Consider the following 15,424-nt stretch of genomic DNA (forward strand, 5'->3'; position numbering starts at 1 on the left):
TCTCTTTTCGAAAGTCACGCAAATGCCGTATCTGGAACGACCGCATCATCGTTTGCACTACCGCGTCGATGCACGCGGCCATGACAAGGCGTGGCTTGTCTTCTGCAACTCGCTCGGCACCGATCTTTCCATGTGGGATCGGCAGGCCGAGGCCCTGAAAGGGCAGTTCCGCATTCTGCGCTACGACCGGCGCGGCCATGGCCTGTCGTCTTCGCCGCCACCGCCGTTTTCCATGGCCGATCTCGGTGCCGACGTCCTGCATTTGATGGAGCATCTTGGCATAGAACGGGCGCATTTCTGCGGCCTCTCCATCGGCGGACTGGTGGGACAGTGGCTGGCAATCAATGTGGCCCACAGATTTGACAAGATCGTGCTGTGCGCCACGGCCGCCCGGATCGGCACGACGCAATCCTGGACCGAGCGCATGAAGGCCGTGTCCGCCCATGGCCTTGCCCCCTTGCGGGCGGCAACGGTGGAGCGCTGGTTTACGCCTGCTTTTGTCGCCGAAGCGCCGGACGTGATCGAGGCGTGTGTTGCAGCCTTTCAGGCAACGTCGATTAACGGCTATCTCGGAGGCTGCGCTGCCCTTGCCGACGCCGATTTCCACGAAAACCTCTCTTTGATCTCCTGCCCTGTGCTGGCAATTTCCGGTGCGGACGACCCGGTATGCCCTCCGTCGGATCTTGAAAGGATCGCAACAGGGGTTGCAAATGGATGTCACCTCAGCCTGCCGGGACGCCACATCGTCAACATCGAATCCGCAGAGCGGTTCAATGAAGCGCTCTCTGGTTTTTTGGGCACGGAGGCGGATTGACTTTGAGCCTTCCAGGCAGGCCGCAGGCGTGAGGTCGCTTCAGGCGGGGCCGCGGTAAGTCCCCCAGGCAAGACGCCGCTCCTGCCGCGGGTCGCCCTCGGTGCGATCCTGATGGTCAAAGATCCTGGTCATGCGACTGGCTGCATCATAGCGGTCCCAGTCCGGGCTCTTGCCATGCGCAAATTGGGTGAAGAGGGTTCTAAAACGGTCGCCGACAGCTTTCGATCGGCGGCGATAAAACAGATCGAGGCGGCCAAGTTCGCCTTCTCCCGTCGTGCCAAACACCATCGGCAGATCAAGGCCGTGGGTTGCCTCGCCAAAGACGAGGCGCGTCAGCAGGGTCGCGTAGTCGAAACGGTAGGACCAGCAATCGGCATGCTTGGAATGGCCCTCTGCAATCCGCAGGGCCGGAAGCCAGAAGGTGAAGTCGCCGCCGATATCGATGGCGCGTTTCTTCGACGGAAAGCCCCGATAGACGTCTGCGATACGATTTCGGACACTGCCGGAGGCCGTCTCGGCAAACATGGCTTCCAGCCGGTTTACCCGTGTGGAAATGACAGGCAGCGCCTTGTCCAGCATGGCGCCTTCCCGAGACATTGTTCCGATAACGAGCGGAATCTTCATGGCTGAGCCATCCTGGAAGGCTTCGATCGGATGTTTGGGCAGGATATCGCCATCGATGACCGGCGAAGAGGGCAGCATGCCCGGATATTTGTCCGGCGCGATGTCGTAATAGTATTGGCTGGCCGCATCGATCAGGCGTGCGCCATCCTCAGTCTTCAACGCGTGGTTCGTGGCCTCCCGGTTGTCGGGGTCGACACCCAGAAGACTGACCAGATCGCGGGCGAAGAGGGCATGGCGGTCACTGCCGAAGACGCTCTGCGCCGACGGGCTCATGGCAAAGGCGCGGTGGAACAGGCCTTGCGCGGCCGGAACGCACATCAGGTAGATGACACAGGCCGCGCCGGCGGACTGGCCGAAAATTGTCACACGGTCCGGATCGCCGCCAAACGCCCTGATATTCTGCTGAACCCATGTGAGTGCGGCGATCTGGTCGCGCAGACCCAGGTTGGTGTCGATGGGAGAGCCGGGCATCCCCCAACGGCTGAAGTCGGCAAAGCCGAAGATGCCGACCCGATAGTTGAAGCTGACATAGACGACGTCGCCGTCCTCGACAAGATGATTGCCGCGATAGAGCGGTGAACGGGAACCGCCAAGCGTGAAGCCACCGCCATAGATCCAGACGACGACGGGCTTCAACTTGCCCGAAATCTTCAGAGGGGCCGATATGTTGAGCGTCAGGCAGTCCTCGGACATGGGCGTGTTTGTGCCGGCGCCTCCGATGGCCTCGAAGCCTCTTTTCTGAAGAGGAAGCGGGCCAAAGCTGTCGGCGTTCCGCACACTGTCCCAGGCAGGGGGCGGTTCCGGCGCTCGATAACGCAATACCCCCACGGGCGCTGCGGCGTAAGGAACGCCAAACCAGGTGCGCACGCCGTCACGGATCTGCCCCTTCACCGGGCCGGAACGGGTCTCTATGGTTAGGTCATCTGATTGGGTCATTAATCGCTCTGCTTCTTTTGTTGGAGGTGCCACCCTCCGGGCCGCATGGCAGCGTCCTCAACTCCGCGCGGACCTATTGGCACCGCAGCCCCATCTTGACGGCGAAGATCGTCGGATCCCGCCGACAAGATGGGGCAGGTCATTATGCCGGGATGTCTGCGATCTTCAGGACAGCCTTGAGCGTCACGCCGCTTTCGCTGTCCTTCACTGCCTCGTTGATCTTGTCGAACGGATAGAACTTGATCAGCTTGTCGAAGGGAAAACGCCCCTGGCGGTTGAGTTCGATCAATTGCGGGATGAAGATCTGCGGAACGCTGTCACCTTCGACGATGCCGCGAATGCTGCGTCCCAGCAGCAGCAGGTTGTTGATGTCGAATTCGGCCTTGGTCCCGAGCTTCGGTGCTCCGACGACGCCGATCGTGCCGAGCGAACCGAGGCATTCGACCGCCTGTGCCAGAACCTCGGCACGCCCGGTGGTTTCCAGAGCGAAATCGACGCCGCCGCCGGTGATCTTCCGGACGGCCTCGACCATGTCCTGCTCGCGGCTGTTCACCACATGGGTGGCGCCCAGCTCCTTTGCCAGTTCAAGCCGCGATGCCACCACATCGACGGCGATGATGGTCGTGGCACCCACCGCTTTTGCCGCCATCACGGCGCTCAGGCCGACGGCGCCGGCACCAAAGCTTGCGAAAGCGGTTCCGGGGCCGACCTTCAGCGAGTTCATGACCGCGCCTGCGCCCGTCTGGATACCGCATCCGAGCGGGCCCAGTATCTCCAGAGGGGCATCCTTCGGCACCTTCACCGTATTGCCTTCGGTTGCAATGGCATAGGTCGCAAAGGACGACTGGGCGAAGAAGTGGTCGTGCAGCGGCTTGCCATCCATGTCCTCGATGGCGGTCTTGCCGTCCTTGTCGGCGCCACCGAAGTTGAGGCCGAAGAAGTTCTGGCAGTAGCAGACATGACCCTGTGCACAGAGGTCGCAATGGCCGCAGGAGCCGAAGGTGAGGACGACATGGTCGCCCGGTTGCAGCGTGGTGACGTTCGGGCCGACCGCCTCGACGATGCCAGCCCCTTCATGGCCGAGCACGGCAGGAAGCGGAACCGGATAATACTGGTCGCGCACGATCAGGTCGGTGTGGCAAAGGCCGGTGGCGACGATGCGCACGAGCACTTCCGTGCCCTCGGGCGCCCGGATGCGCCCTTTTTCCAGCGTGAAGGGCGCGCCCTGTGCCCGGGTTACGGCGGCGGTGATTTCGGTGCAGCGGAAAGTCTGGTTCATCTCTCTTGACCTCACAGGGGATAGGCGGGCGCTTCGGACTTGACCGTGACCCATTGCCATTGCGTGAATTCTTCCCAGTTGGCGGGGCCGCCGATGCTGGTTCCGTTCCCGGATGCGCCGACGCCGCCGAAGGGATTGACGACCTCGTCGTTGACGGTGGAATCGTTGATGTGCAGCAGCCCGACGCGAAGCTTCTCGCCAAGCGCCATGGCCCGGCCGACCGAGCGGGAGACGATGGCGGCGGACAGGCCGTAATCCGTTGCATTAACGAGTGCTGCCGCTTCGTCATCCGTATCGAAGGTGGTGACGACGGCGACGGGGCCGAAGATTTCCTCCTCGAAGGCGGGATTGCCGGGCTTCACGCCGGTGAGCACCGTCGGTTCAAAGAACAGACCGTTGCTCTTGCCGCCGGTCTCCAGGGTGGCTCCTGCCTCCACGGCAGCGGAGACGACCTTCAGGGCGTGATCGACCTGCACCTGATTGATGATTGGGCCGAGCGCGACCTGACCGGAGGCGGGGTCGCCGACGGGCAGATTGCGCGCATGCGCGGCCAGGCGGCGGGTAAACTCTGCGGCAACTGCGGAATGGACGAGGACGCGCCCCGCCGACATGCAGATCTGGCCCTGGTGCAGGTAGACGCTCCAGACTGCATTCTTCACTGCAAGGTCAAGATCGGCGTCATCAAGCACGATGAAGGAGTTCTTGCCGCCAAGTTCCAGCGAGACCTTCTTCAGATTTCGGCTGGCGGTTTCACCCACCTTGCGGCCGGCGGCCGTCGAGCCGGTGAACTGGATCATGCCAATGTCGCGATTTTCGCACAACGCTGCCCCTGCCGCCCCGTCTCCCGGAAGAACGGACAGGCAGCCGGTCGGCAGGCCGGCCATCTCGAAGAGGCGCGCGATGACCTGACCGCCGCTAATGGCCGTGCGAGGATCCGGTTTCAGCACGACGGCGTTGCCGACGGCGATGGCCGGTGCGACGGCGCGCATGGCCAGATAGAGCGGAAAGTTGAAGGGCGAGATGACACCGATCACGCCGATCGGCCGACGACGGGCGATGCTGATGCGGCCCGGCTCGGAGGGCAGAACCTGGCCCGTTGCCTGCGAGGGCATGGACGCGGCCTCGTAGAGCGCCTTGATTGTCAGCGACACTTCGAACTGAGCTTTGGGAATAATGGAGCCGGCTTCGCGCACCAGCCAGTTGGCGATCTCATCGGAATGGATTTCCGCAATGCGCGCGGCGGCGCGAAGAACTTCGGCGCGGCGCTCATAGCCGGTTGCGGCCCAGGCCGGCTGCGTGAGCCGGGCCGCCTCCGCCGCCCGGCTCACCTCCTGCGGGGTGGCCATACCGACGCTTGCAAGTTTCCTGCCCGTCGCGGGTTCGCAGACATCACGAACTGTGGTCGAGGGTCGCCAGCCCCCGTCATAGACGTGACCGTCCAAATGTTCCTGTTGAAGGAGTTGGGGTTCCGGCATGCTTTTCCTCCGTTTTTGCCGCGAGGGCGAGGAAAATTGTACCGTCGTCCGTCGGTTTTGCGCCGGGGCTGCTCGGTCTCCTCACCGGCTGGCAAGCTAGCGCCGGAGCGTGCCTCCAGCCAGAACCGTTCAAGTATCAATCCATACCTTTCCGGTATGGCGTGTGGCCGGACGCTCTTTAGTACTTGAGTACTTGAGTGCCGGCGCCCGGGAATGCCTCAGGCCGCGCCCTTGTCGAGGCGCACGCTGGATAGCTGGAGCCAAGGGGGATTATCCGCATACATTTCGCGAATGAGCTGTTTGATCGCCTCTGTGCGGCCATTGGCATTGTCTCGCCGGTAGCTCATGATGATGGGCGAGGTGGCGTTTTCATCCGCGACCATGCGGTAGACGACATCATCGGGGCGCTGACGCTGGGAGGCTGCCGGGATGAGGCAGATTCCGGCGCCAGCGGCCACCATGCCCAGTGCCGTCTGGATCTCGCGCACTTCTTCGATGCCCTGGAAGCGCACCCGGATCTCCTCGAAAAGGTTGAGGACTTCATCCGCGAAGCTCGGTCGGGGCATGGAGGGGTAAACGATCAGCGTTTCGCCAGCGAGATCGCGAAGCGCCACTGGCTCTGTCTCGCCAGCCCTGGGATGGCCAAGGGGCAGGGCGACGACCAGCCGTTCGTCCCGGAGTGTCAGGCGCTCCACCTCTTTGTCATTGAAGCGCACTCGACCGAAACCGACATCGATGTGGCGCTCCTTGAGCGCCGCGATCTGCTCGGTGGACATCATTTCACGGATCTCGATGTCGAGATCGGGCCAGTGCTGGCGCATCCGCCGAACGAGATCGGGAATGCCGCCGTAGAGCGTCGAGCCGACGCATCCGATGACGAAGCGCTCACGCTGCGATTTTCCGATCCTCTGCGTCTGATCGCGCACATGCTCCAGTCGCCTTAGGATCTGCGATGCCTGCTCCAGGAAGAAGCCTCCCGCCTGCGTGAGGGTCAGCGGCCGCTTCGTGCGATCAATCAGGATGACACCAAGCTCCTCCTCCAGTTGCTGGATCTGTCGGCTGAGAGGGGGTTGGGCAATGTGCAGGAGTTCTGCTGCGCGCGAAAAATTGCGCTCGGTTGCGACCGCTACGAAATACCGAAGTTGGCGAACTTCCATGTCTTAGCCCTTTATGGCCCCTGAATGTTAACGGGGCTCGGATACATGTCTGGCAGACCGGAGCACAAGCATGGCCCTTTTCCTGGAGCTTTGCTATCGATCAGCCCCTCCGGGCCAGTGGCATTGAACCGCAAGGCCAGTAGCACGCGATCTGCAGCGCCACATTGCCCCAGCCGCGCAGCCTTCGAGCGTAAGCCACCCTCATAGATCGCGGCAAGTGGCAAAAGACGATGCGCCTCAGCCGCATGCTTGCCTTGGCGGTGGGAGAGGCGGCCCCCCAAACATGAAGCCGATGTGCTCGATCTTCCGGGATGCTGTTTGCTCACTCGTTACGCTGCAACATAATCAGGGCTCCAATGCAGTTACTTCGGTCGGAGCGCTGCGCTGAAACTGCGCTAGCGCAGCGTCCGTGCCCGGAAACGCTACATTGAAATCATTGAAGAATTCCGAAGTCTATGCGCTACTGAGCTAGCATAAATTCGCTGTCCTTAAGGGTGAGCAAATGATGAAAAGTCAATGATTTCAGTACATTGTCTGGCGCGCCTTCAGATGAAGGGGCGCCGTCCTTCCTTTGTCGGCTGCCAGCCGGCTATCTCGCGCAAACGGGCAGGGTCGAGCACTTCCGAGCCGCGGTCGAGCCATCGCAACACGCCGGCATCCAGCAGCTTGCGCAGCGTCTTGTTGGTGTGGACCAGCGAAAGGCCGAGCGTATCGGCCACATGCTGCTGCGTCAGGGGCAGGACGAAGGGACCCTCCTCGCCGAAGACGCCGGTCACATGCGCCCGGTGATCGAGGAAGGCCAGGAGATAGGCGGCGCGCTCGAGCGCGGTGCGGCGGCCTATGCTGAGCAGATGCTCGTCCAGCATCGATTCCTCGCGGGAGGCGATCCAGGTCAGGTCATAGGCGAGCGAGGGATGCTGGCGGAAGAGGGCGGTCAGCCGCTGGCGCTCGAACACACACAGCGACATGCGCGTCAGCGCCTCCACCGAATGCAGCATTTCGGACATCAGGTTGCCCTGCAGCCCGGCCAGATCGCCCGGCAGCAGATAGTTGAGGATCTGCCGGCGGCCATCCTCGAGGATCTTGTAGCGGAAACCCCAGCCGGCCAGCACCGTGTAGAGCTGCGGGTGGCGCTGGCCCTCGGCAATGATGGTGGTGCCGGGTTCGGCCAGATGCTCGCCGAACTTGAAGTTCGCCACGAATTGCAGTTCCTCGCCGGAGAAGTCGCGAAAGGCCTCCCGGCGCCGCAACGGACAGAGGTCGCAGGGGATGCGCGGCGGCGTCAGCGTCTTGGCCTGTGTCATGGTCATCCGGAGCGCTCCCATCGCTGGCAGAAAATGATACAGGAAACGGGAACAGGTGTGTCTTTTTTAAATGACGGCACCTGCGGGCAATGATCTACGGCATTGCTCACGGCATTCATCGGGAGCCGCATTTGTGCACGTCCTCGTCATCGACGTCGAATATCTCGTGGCTCTGGAAGCCGAACAGGTACTGACCGACCAGCTGGCTTGCACGGTGGAGATCGCCGTTCCCCGCGATATCGACCTGGCGCTCGAAACGCTGCGCTTCGACATTCTCTTTCTCGACGCCGCCCTGCTGTCCGATACCGCGGCCGCCCGCGTCCGGCGCCTGCAGGATGCAGGCACCGGGATCGTGTTCTCCTCCGTTGACAGCGCACATCGTCGCGGACTGCCGGGTTTCTTCGGCATTCCTGTCATTTCGCGACCATTTGATGATGATGAGCTGGTGGAGATCGTTCGCCGGGCGGCGAAGATGTAAGATGACTTTGGCAGGTCAGCTGCCGAAGGCGCGTGCGGTGATGGCGGCATCGCCCGGATCCGGCCCGAAATCGCCTTCGCCGGAAACGCCGAGCAGTTCCTGAAGCCTTGTGCGGGCGCGCGAAACGCGGCTCTTGATCGTACCCACCGCGCATCCGCAGATCGAGGCGGCTTCCTCATAGGCAAAGCCTGCGGCCCCCACCAGGATGATCGCTTCTCGCTGGTCATCCGGCAGCGTGTCGAGCGCCTTGCGGAAGTCCTGCAGATCAAGCCGTCCATACTGTTCCGGATGCACCGAGAACCGTTCGCTGAACAGGCCGTCGCTGTCCTGCACCTCGCGGCCGCGCTTGCGCATCTGGCTGTAGAACTCGTTGCGCAGGATGGTGAACAGCCATGCGCGCATGTTCGTGCCGGCGGTAAAACTGCCCTGGTTTGCCCAGGCCTTCATGATCGTGTCCTGTACCAGATCGTCCGCCTTGTCGTGGCGGCCGGTCAGCGACACGGCGAAGGCGCGCAGATTGGGCAAAGATGCCAGCAGATCACGCTTGAAGGCGCGATCGACGTCCCTGTACGTCGTGCTCATTTCGCTTTCACCGATTTGGCGTTCTTTTCGGCTTCCTCGAGGCGCTCGAGAAGTTCAAGGAACCTGTCGGGGATCCCTTCTTCCTGAACCGCGTCGTAGAACTCCCGCAACTTGCGGGAAATCGACGCGTTCGGCAGCATTGCGCCTGGCCGGAAGTTGTTCGATTGTGCTGTCGTCATCTTTTCTTTTTTTCTGATCTCGTCGTCACTCATCACGCAGGCGCCTGTTGCGATATCGTGGAGGGAAATGCACAGCTGAAAAAAAAGTTCCCCGCATTTGGAACTTTTTTTTCCGGCTGACGTTGATATCACGTTCATTGCCCGCAGGGCATCAGGGGAGATTCTGAATGTCACTCACCACACGCGTTGCGTCCCACCTTCCTTATCTGCGCCGCTACGCCCGCGCTGTTACCGGCTCGCAGACTTCCGGGGACGCATATGTCGCGGCGGTCCTGGAGGCGCTCATTGCAGATGTTTCCATCTTTCCGGAAACGTCCAAGGACCGCGTTTCGCTCTACAAACTCTTCGTCCAGATTTTTGGTTCCACATCCATCGAGATCCGCCCGATCGATTCCCCCTTCGCCTGGGAACAGCGGGCCGTTGCCAATCTGGCCAATCTGCCCTCCCAGGCCCGCCATGCCTTCCTGCTGATTTCGGTCGAAGGTTTCACACTGGAAGAGACCGCCGAGATTCTCGAAGTGGACGTGGATGAGGCGACGCGCCTGCTCGACGAGGCCTCGCGCGAGATTTCCCGCCAGGTGGCGACCGACATCATGATCATCGAGGACGAGCCGCTGATCGCGCTCGACATCGAGCAGATGGTGCAGGATCTTGGCCACCGGGTCACCGGCATTGCCCGCACCCACAAGGAAGCCGTGTCGCTGTTCCAGGCCTCGGGCCCCAAGATGGTTCTTGCCGACATCCAGCTGGCCGATGGAAGTTCCGGTATCGATGCCGTCAACGAGATCCTGAAGTCCTCCAGCGTGCCGGTGATCTTCATCACCGCGTTCCCGGAGCGCCTGTTGACCGGCGAGCGGCCGGAGCCGGCCTTCCTGGTGACGAAGCCCTTCAACCCGGACATGGTGAAGGCGCTCATCAGCCAGGCTCTCTTCTTCAACGACGCCGTCAAGGCGGCGGCCTGAACCGGCACACGGGCAGGCCTGCCTCGCGGTCTGCCCGAATCCGGCGGGAACATTCGCTGTGCGGATGCGTTCCGTCGGCGCTGCCAATCGGTGACAGCGCAACCCGTACGGGCTGCCGCAGGGTGCCGGTCGGAGGCCCGGCAAGGCCGGGCGTCCGGGCGCCGCACCGGTGTCTTCTCCTGCGGAAAAGGCGTCTGTCCGATTGCGGTAATTTCGTGACCAGTCGGGTTGTCCCCATCTGGGTTAGGCCCTATAACGGGCGTGTCATTGGCGGATCCGCATGTCTTTGCAGGATCATACCGAGGCCAACAGCAAGGCGGAGTGGAATCCTTGTCGCATCAGCTGACATGGCAACAGGCTGGTGAAAGTGACGACAAGTTGCGTGAGTTCTTCATGCCGGCGCTGGTGGATCTGGGCGCCAGCGTCATCATCCAGAACCTGAACCGCAACTACCTGTTCGTGACCAATCTTCCCGATGTCTGGTCCGGCGGGCTGTCGGAGGCTCCAAGCGATCTGTCGCTGTTCGGCCCCGATATTGCGGAAAAGCTGCGTCTTCTGAAGGACGGGCTGACAGAGCCCGGGCAGAAGAAGCACATCGAGATCTCCGTCAATTCCGACGAAATCTACGAGTTCAGGGTCCAGGCCGTGGCCATGGGGGCGGGGGGCATCCATCTCGTCACCACCATTGTCGATCGCTCGGAGGAGCGCCATCGCGAGCGTCTGCTCAGGGCCCTGCTGCGTGAGGTGAGCCACCGGTCGAAGAACCTGCTCGCCATCATCCAGAGCATTGCGCTGCAGACGGCGCGCTATTCCGTCACGCTCGACATGTTCCTGAACAAGTTCCGCGGCCGGCTCTACTCGCTGTCGCAATCGCAGGATCTGATCACCGATTCCAGCTGGCGCGGCGCCTATTTCTTCGAGCTGGTGCGCCAGCAGACCGAGAAATACCTGCCGGAAAACCAGCAGCTCGTGCGGGTGACGGGCGATGACGTGCTGTTATCGCCGAACGCCTCGCTGCATCTCGGCCTTGCCCTGCATGAACTGATCGTCAATGCCGTCAGCCACGGCTCGCTGATCAAGAACGGCCGGGCCATCAGCGTCAGTTGCAACCGTGTCCATGCGAACGGGCAGGAGGCGCTGGAAGTGCGCTGGGACGAAGGGCTTGCGCCGCAGGCCAGCCGGCTGGAGGCGCGCGAGGATGAGAACCTGAAGGCGCATTTCGGCAGCACGGTGCTGGAGCGCGTCGTGCCGGCCTCGGTCAACGGCAAGGCGCATTACGTCATCAGCGCGGATCGCATCAGCTACAGCCTCGTCTTTCCCGTCGAGCATGCATCGGAATAGAGGCTGCTGGCGAGCTTGCCGCCCGCTGACGAAGCCTGTCGTTCTCAACAGGGATACCGGAAGTCCTGCCGCAAAAAAACGGTCTCGATTTCCGGAGAAATCGAGACCGTTGGTCTCTTCGAGGGGGATGAAGAGGTATCTGGAAGCTTTGAAGGGCGGGGGACGGGGGCGCTTCCAGATGTATCAAGAACGGCCGGCCGCAGGATTGGTTCCGCCTCCTTTGCAAAAAAAGCAGATGACCGAAAAAATCGTCGGCCCCTTCCTCACCGGTCGTGGGGATGAACCTCATGCCCCGCAATGGGGGCATGAGTGGTCGTTCTGATCCCGTTCAGCGTGACAGGGAGCGCGGATCAAGCGCGTCGCGCACTGCGTCGCCCATGTAGTTGACGCTGAGAACCGTCAGCGAGATCGCCAGCCCGGGCCACAGCACGCGCGAGGGCGTGATCTGCAGGAAGTTCGCCCCGTCGAACAGCAGGCGTCCCCAGGTGGGGAAATCCGAGGGAAAGCCGAGGCCGAGGAAGCTGAGTGCCGATTCCGTGATGATCGCCGAGGCGATGCCGAGCGTGGCCGAGACCATGATCGAAGACAGCACGTTCGGCAGGATGTGCCGCAGCACGATGCGGTATTCCCGCATGCCGCTGCTCTGCGCCGCGGTGATGAATTCCTGGCTTTTGACCGCCAGCACGTCGCCGCGCACGATGCGGGCAGTGTGCATCCAGCTGGTGATGCCGATGACGAAGACGATCAGGATGAAGATACCGGTTTCCGGACCGAAGGCGGAGCGCAACGTATCGCGGAACAGCATGATGATGACCAGCAGCAACGGCAGGAGCGGCAGCGCCAGGAACAGGTCGGTCAGGCGCATCAGCGGTCCGTCGAGGCGGCGGAAATAGCCCGCCAGCACGCCGACCAGCGTGCCGAGGAACAGCGCCAGCAGCATGGCGGTCATGCCGACAGCCAGCGAGATCTGCCCGCCGGCCATCACCTGCGCCAGCATGTCGTGGCCCAGATTGTCCGTGCCGAAGGGATGCAGCAACGACGGGCCCTGGTTCTTGGCGCGGATGTCGATCTTGTTCGGGTCGACGGTATGGATGAAGGGGCCGACATAGACGATGAGGAGGATGGCGATGAAGATCACCAGGCCCGCCACGCCGCCCTTGTGGCGACGGAAACGTCGCCAGAACAGCGCCATCGGCGTTTCGACCTCTGCCGTCTTCGGTGCGGCAAGGGTTGCGGTTGCATCAGTCATAGCGGATCCTCGGGTCAAGGATGCCGTAAAGGACGTCGGCGATCAGGTTGAAGAGCACGATCAGCACGGCAAAGATGAAGGTGAGTGTCTGGACGAGCGGAATGTCGGCGCCCTGCACGGCGGTGATCAGCAACTGGCCGAGGCCGTTCACGCGGAAGATCTGTTCGGTGATGATGGCGCCGGAAAAGATCGTCGGCACGCCGAGGGCGATCACGGTGACGACCGGGATCAGGCTGTTGCGCAGCACATGCACCAGCAGGACCGCCTTTTCCTTGACGCCCTTGGCGCGGGCGGTGCGCACGTAATCCTGGCTGAGATTGTCCAGCATGGAGGCGCGGACGAAACGGGCGATCTGCGAGGCGTTGTAAAGCGCCAGAACCGTGACCGGCAGCACCATCTGCTTGATCTGCAGGACGAAGCTCGACCAGTCGTTGACCACCAGGTTCGTGTCGTAGATCGACGGGAACCACTGCAGCCAGGACGAAAAGATTACGATCAGCAGCACGCCGGTGAAGAAGGTCGGCACGGAATAGCCGACCATGGTGACGAAGGTGCCGATCTGGTCGAAGATCGAGTATTGCCGGTAGGCGGAGATGACGCCCACCGGAATGGCGATGAGAATGCCGAACACATAGGCCATGCCGACGACCCAGAGCGTCTGGGGCAGGCGCTGCACGATGAGATCGACCACCGGGCTGCGGGTCGCCCAGGAGAGCACGCGCATGCGCTCGCCATCGCCGATGGTGATCCCCGTCAGCTGCTCGAAGATGTTGAGCGGCTCGTTGACGAAGAACTGGTGCATCCAGTGCAGGTAGCGGATGAAGAAGGGCTGATCGAGGCCCATGGCGGCGCGGATCTGTTCGCGCACCTCCGGCGGAATCGTCAGCGGCAGGTCGCCGAGCGGATCGTTCGGGGCAAGATCAAGAAGTGCAAAGATGACGAAGCTGATGACAAGCAGCGTCGGTACGGCGAACATCAGTCGCCGGATCGTATAGGTGAACATTCAACGGTCTCCAGACGGTCGCGGAGAAGCAATCGCCGGCCTGCCCCGGAAGAGGGCGAGCCGGCTTGAACTTCATTACTTCTTACGAGACCAGTCTGCGATATTCCACAGTTCGGAATCCCACGCATTCATCCGGACCCCGTCAAGCTTGGCGGAGATCGCCGAAACCTGGCCGCGGTGGATGAGCGGAATGTGGGCGCCTTCCGAGGTCAGCATGTCGTTGGCCTTCTTGACCAGTTCGGCACGCTTGGCAAGGTCGCCGGTCTTCGACAGTTCGGCAACGATCTTGTCGTAGTCCGGGTTGCAGTAGCGCGGCATGTTCTGCCCCTGCCAGCCGTTGGCCGGAGAGGGAATCTTGTCGCACAGCCATTCGGTCAGATACTTTTCCGGATCGGTGCCGTCGAAGTTGTTGGTGTACATTTCCAGGTCCGCATAGAACTTCTGGAAGGTGTCGGGGCTTGCCGGGTCGCCGCCGAAGAAGACGGAGGCCGAGATGTTGCGCAGTTCGGCGGCCACGCCGATCTGGCTCCACCAGTCCTTCACCAGCGCCTGCGTGCCCTGGCGGACCGAGTTGGTCGAAGTCTGGTAGAGGAAGGAAAGCTTGACGCCGTCCTTGGCGCGGATGCCATCGGGACCCTTCTTCCAGCCGGCATCATCGAGCAGCTTGTTGGCGCCGGCAATGTCCTGCTTCAGGCACCAGTCATTGGTGGTCGAGATGTAGACATCCGGGGCGGGAACGATGTTGCAGGTCGGCTTGCCGGCGGCACCGTAACCCGCTTCGTTGATGATGTCGCGGTCGATCGCCATCGACAGGGCCTTGCGCACGGCCGGGTCGGAAAGCGACGGATGCTTGCCGCCTTCGACGGTGGAGCGCTTGTCGCCGAGCGCCGGATCGGGGTTGGTCCAGTTGATGTTGATGCGCTCGACCTGGGTGCCGAAGGCATTGACCAGCTTGCCCTTGCCGGCCTTCAGCATGGTCTCCAGCACTTCCGGCTCCACCTGCATGTTCCAGGCATAGTCGTATTCGCCGGTTTCCAGAACGGCGCGCGCCGCCGAGGCTGCGTCACCGCCGCCCTTCAGCGTTACGCTGGCAAACGCCGGCTTGTCGGCATCGCGGAAGTTCGGGTTGGCGGTCAGGGTGATCACGTCGTTCGGCTTGAATTCCTTCACGACGAAGGGGCCGGTGCCGATCGGGCCGAAATTGGCCGAGGTGCAGCCCGGAGCCTTGGCGCCGACGCAATCCTTGAACTGCGCCTTCTGCAGGATCGGCTGCTGTGCGCCGACAAAGGCGCCGTACGGGTAGTATTTCGGCTCCGAGAAGCTGACCTTCACCGTCTGCTTGTCGACGGCTTCCACATTGGTGATGCCTTCGAACTGGGCCTTCTGCGCGCAGCCGCCATCGGGCGCGGTGCAATACTGCCAGGTGAAGACCACGTCGTCGGCGGTGAAGTCGGTGCCGTCCGACCACTTGACGCCCGGCTTCAGCTTCCAGGTGATGCTCTTCATGTCGGCCGCGACGCCGCCGTTCTGCACGGTCGGAATTTCGGTGACCAGCCACGGAACCAGCGAGCCGGTTTCGTCATAGCGCGCCAGCGGCTCGATGATCATCGAGGAGCTGTAGACTTCCTTGGTGCCGCCCGAGAGATAGGGATTGAGGGTCGAAACCGCCTGCCAGAACAGGATCTTCACGTCGCCGTCGGTCCCCCGGCCGGCATAGGCGGAGTTTGCCGCAGCCAAAGCGGCAACCGTTCCGGCCAGCAGGATTTTGAATCTCTTCATGCTTTTCCCCTTAGAGATGTTTTTGCGTTTCGGCCCACACGGCCATGGTCGCCAGACCACATCGCCACCCTCACTGTTTTCCTCCCAGTTCGGTGGTGAATTTCTGAGATTTCGTCTCCCGTCATCCGCAGTTCGCCACCGGCCGTGTTCGGCTCTTGCGGCTGCTTTGATCAAAATTTAATCCATCTAAGCACAGGCCTATTTTACGTTCAAGCCGGAGTTTTGTCGCCCTTCACGCATTGTCGTGAAGGGCGCATTGTCC

14 protein-coding genes are annotated in these 15,424 nt (G+C 62.0%); 4 read left to right on the forward strand and 10 right to left on the reverse strand.

Translation table 11 applies throughout. From position 1 onward, the window contains the following. Positions 1-22 precede the first annotated feature (22 nt). Positions 23-814 (forward strand): 3-oxoadipate enol-lactonase, encoded by a 792-nt coding sequence (gene pcaD, locus KLP42_RS04540; protein ID WP_215565007.1) that lies wholly within the window; start codon positions 23-25, stop codon positions 812-814. Positions 815-853: 39 nt separating this feature from the next. Here pcaD and KLP42_RS04545 read toward each other — a convergent pair whose 3' ends face one another. From KLP42_RS04545 to KLP42_RS04565, 5 genes are all read right to left on the reverse strand, one after another. After that, positions 854-2,374 (reverse strand): carboxylesterase/lipase family protein, encoded by a 1,521-nt coding sequence (locus KLP42_RS04545; protein WP_215565008.1) that lies wholly within the window; start codon positions 2,372-2,374, stop codon positions 854-856. 142 nt (positions 2,375-2,516) lie between these two features. Further along, the gene (locus tag KLP42_RS04550; RefSeq protein ID WP_215565009.1) at positions 2,517-3,653 is read right to left on the reverse strand and encodes an NAD(P)-dependent alcohol dehydrogenase; all 1,137 of its coding nucleotides are present in this window, start codon (positions 3,651-3,653) and stop codon (positions 2,517-2,519) included. Positions 3,654-3,664: 11 nt separating this feature from the next. Then, a complete protein-coding gene (locus KLP42_RS04555) occupies positions 3,665-5,128 on the reverse strand; it encodes a benzaldehyde dehydrogenase (protein WP_215565010.1) in 1,464 nt (487 codons plus the stop codon). A gap of 218 nt (positions 5,129-5,346) precedes the next feature. Beyond that, positions 5,347-6,285 (reverse strand): LysR family transcriptional regulator, encoded by a 939-nt coding sequence (locus KLP42_RS04560; protein ID WP_215565011.1) that lies wholly within the window; start codon positions 6,283-6,285, stop codon positions 5,347-5,349. Between the two features lie 545 nt (positions 6,286-6,830). Beyond that, on the reverse strand, positions 6,831-7,589 hold the full coding sequence (locus KLP42_RS04565) for a Crp/Fnr family transcriptional regulator (protein ID WP_215565421.1): 759 nt from the start codon (positions 7,587-7,589) through the stop codon (positions 6,831-6,833). A 70-nt stretch (positions 7,590-7,659) separates the two neighbouring features. Between KLP42_RS04565 and KLP42_RS04570 the strand changes: the two genes are divergently transcribed. Then, entirely contained in the window at positions 7,660-8,067 is a 408-nt protein-coding gene (locus KLP42_RS04570) for a hypothetical protein (RefSeq protein WP_215565012.1), read from the forward strand. Positions 8,068-8,082: 15 nt separating this feature from the next. Here the strand turns inward: KLP42_RS04570 and KLP42_RS04575 are convergent, their stop codons facing one another. Both KLP42_RS04575 and KLP42_RS04580 read right to left on the reverse strand, forming a co-directional pair. Further along, entirely contained in the window at positions 8,083-8,649 is a 567-nt protein-coding gene (locus tag KLP42_RS04575) for an RNA polymerase sigma factor (protein WP_215565013.1), read from the reverse strand. Next, positions 8,646-8,828, reverse strand: a complete 183-nt coding sequence (locus KLP42_RS04580) for a NepR family anti-sigma factor (RefSeq protein WP_143127247.1) — start codon at positions 8,826-8,828, stop codon at positions 8,646-8,648. The genes KLP42_RS04575 and KLP42_RS04580 overlap by 4 nt, the downstream gene beginning before the upstream one ends. 167 nt (positions 8,829-8,995) lie before the next feature. On the opposite strand from KLP42_RS04580, the gene KLP42_RS04585 reads away from it, so the two are divergent. After that, positions 8,996-9,790 (forward strand): response regulator, encoded by a 795-nt coding sequence (locus tag KLP42_RS04585; protein ID WP_215565014.1) that lies wholly within the window; start codon positions 8,996-8,998, stop codon positions 9,788-9,790. Between the two features lie 330 nt (positions 9,791-10,120). Then, complete coding sequence (locus KLP42_RS04590) at positions 10,121-11,131, forward strand: sensor histidine kinase (RefSeq protein ID WP_252192764.1); 1,011 nt, start codon at positions 10,121-10,123, stop codon at positions 11,129-11,131. A gap of 328 nt (positions 11,132-11,459) precedes the next feature. On the opposite strand, the gene KLP42_RS04595 is transcribed toward KLP42_RS04590, so the two are convergent. The 3 genes from KLP42_RS04595 to KLP42_RS04605 form a co-directional block, all read right to left on the reverse strand. Beyond that, positions 11,460-12,380: an ABC transporter permease gene (locus tag KLP42_RS04595; RefSeq protein ID WP_215565015.1), complete on the reverse strand. Its 921-nt coding sequence runs from the start codon at positions 12,378-12,380 to the stop codon at positions 11,460-11,462. Continuing rightward, positions 12,373-13,383 carry an ABC transporter permease gene (locus KLP42_RS04600; protein WP_215565016.1) on the reverse strand — a complete coding sequence of 337 codons (1,011 nt, stop codon included), beginning with the start codon at positions 13,381-13,383 and terminating at the stop codon, positions 12,373-12,375. Before KLP42_RS04600 ends, KLP42_RS04595 begins: the two co-directional genes overlap by 8 nt. A gap of 75 nt (positions 13,384-13,458) precedes the next feature. Further along, positions 13,459-15,162 carry a peptide ABC transporter substrate-binding protein gene (locus KLP42_RS04605; protein WP_215565017.1) on the reverse strand — a complete coding sequence of 568 codons (1,704 nt, stop codon included), beginning with the start codon at positions 15,160-15,162 and terminating at the stop codon, positions 13,459-13,461. Between the last annotated feature and the right edge of the window lie 262 nt (positions 15,163-15,424).

The sequence above is a fragment of the Rhizobium sp. CSW-27 genome, assembly GCF_018760785.1.
In the GTDB taxonomy this organism is placed as follows: Bacteria; Pseudomonadota; Alphaproteobacteria; order Rhizobiales; family Rhizobiaceae; genus Neorhizobium.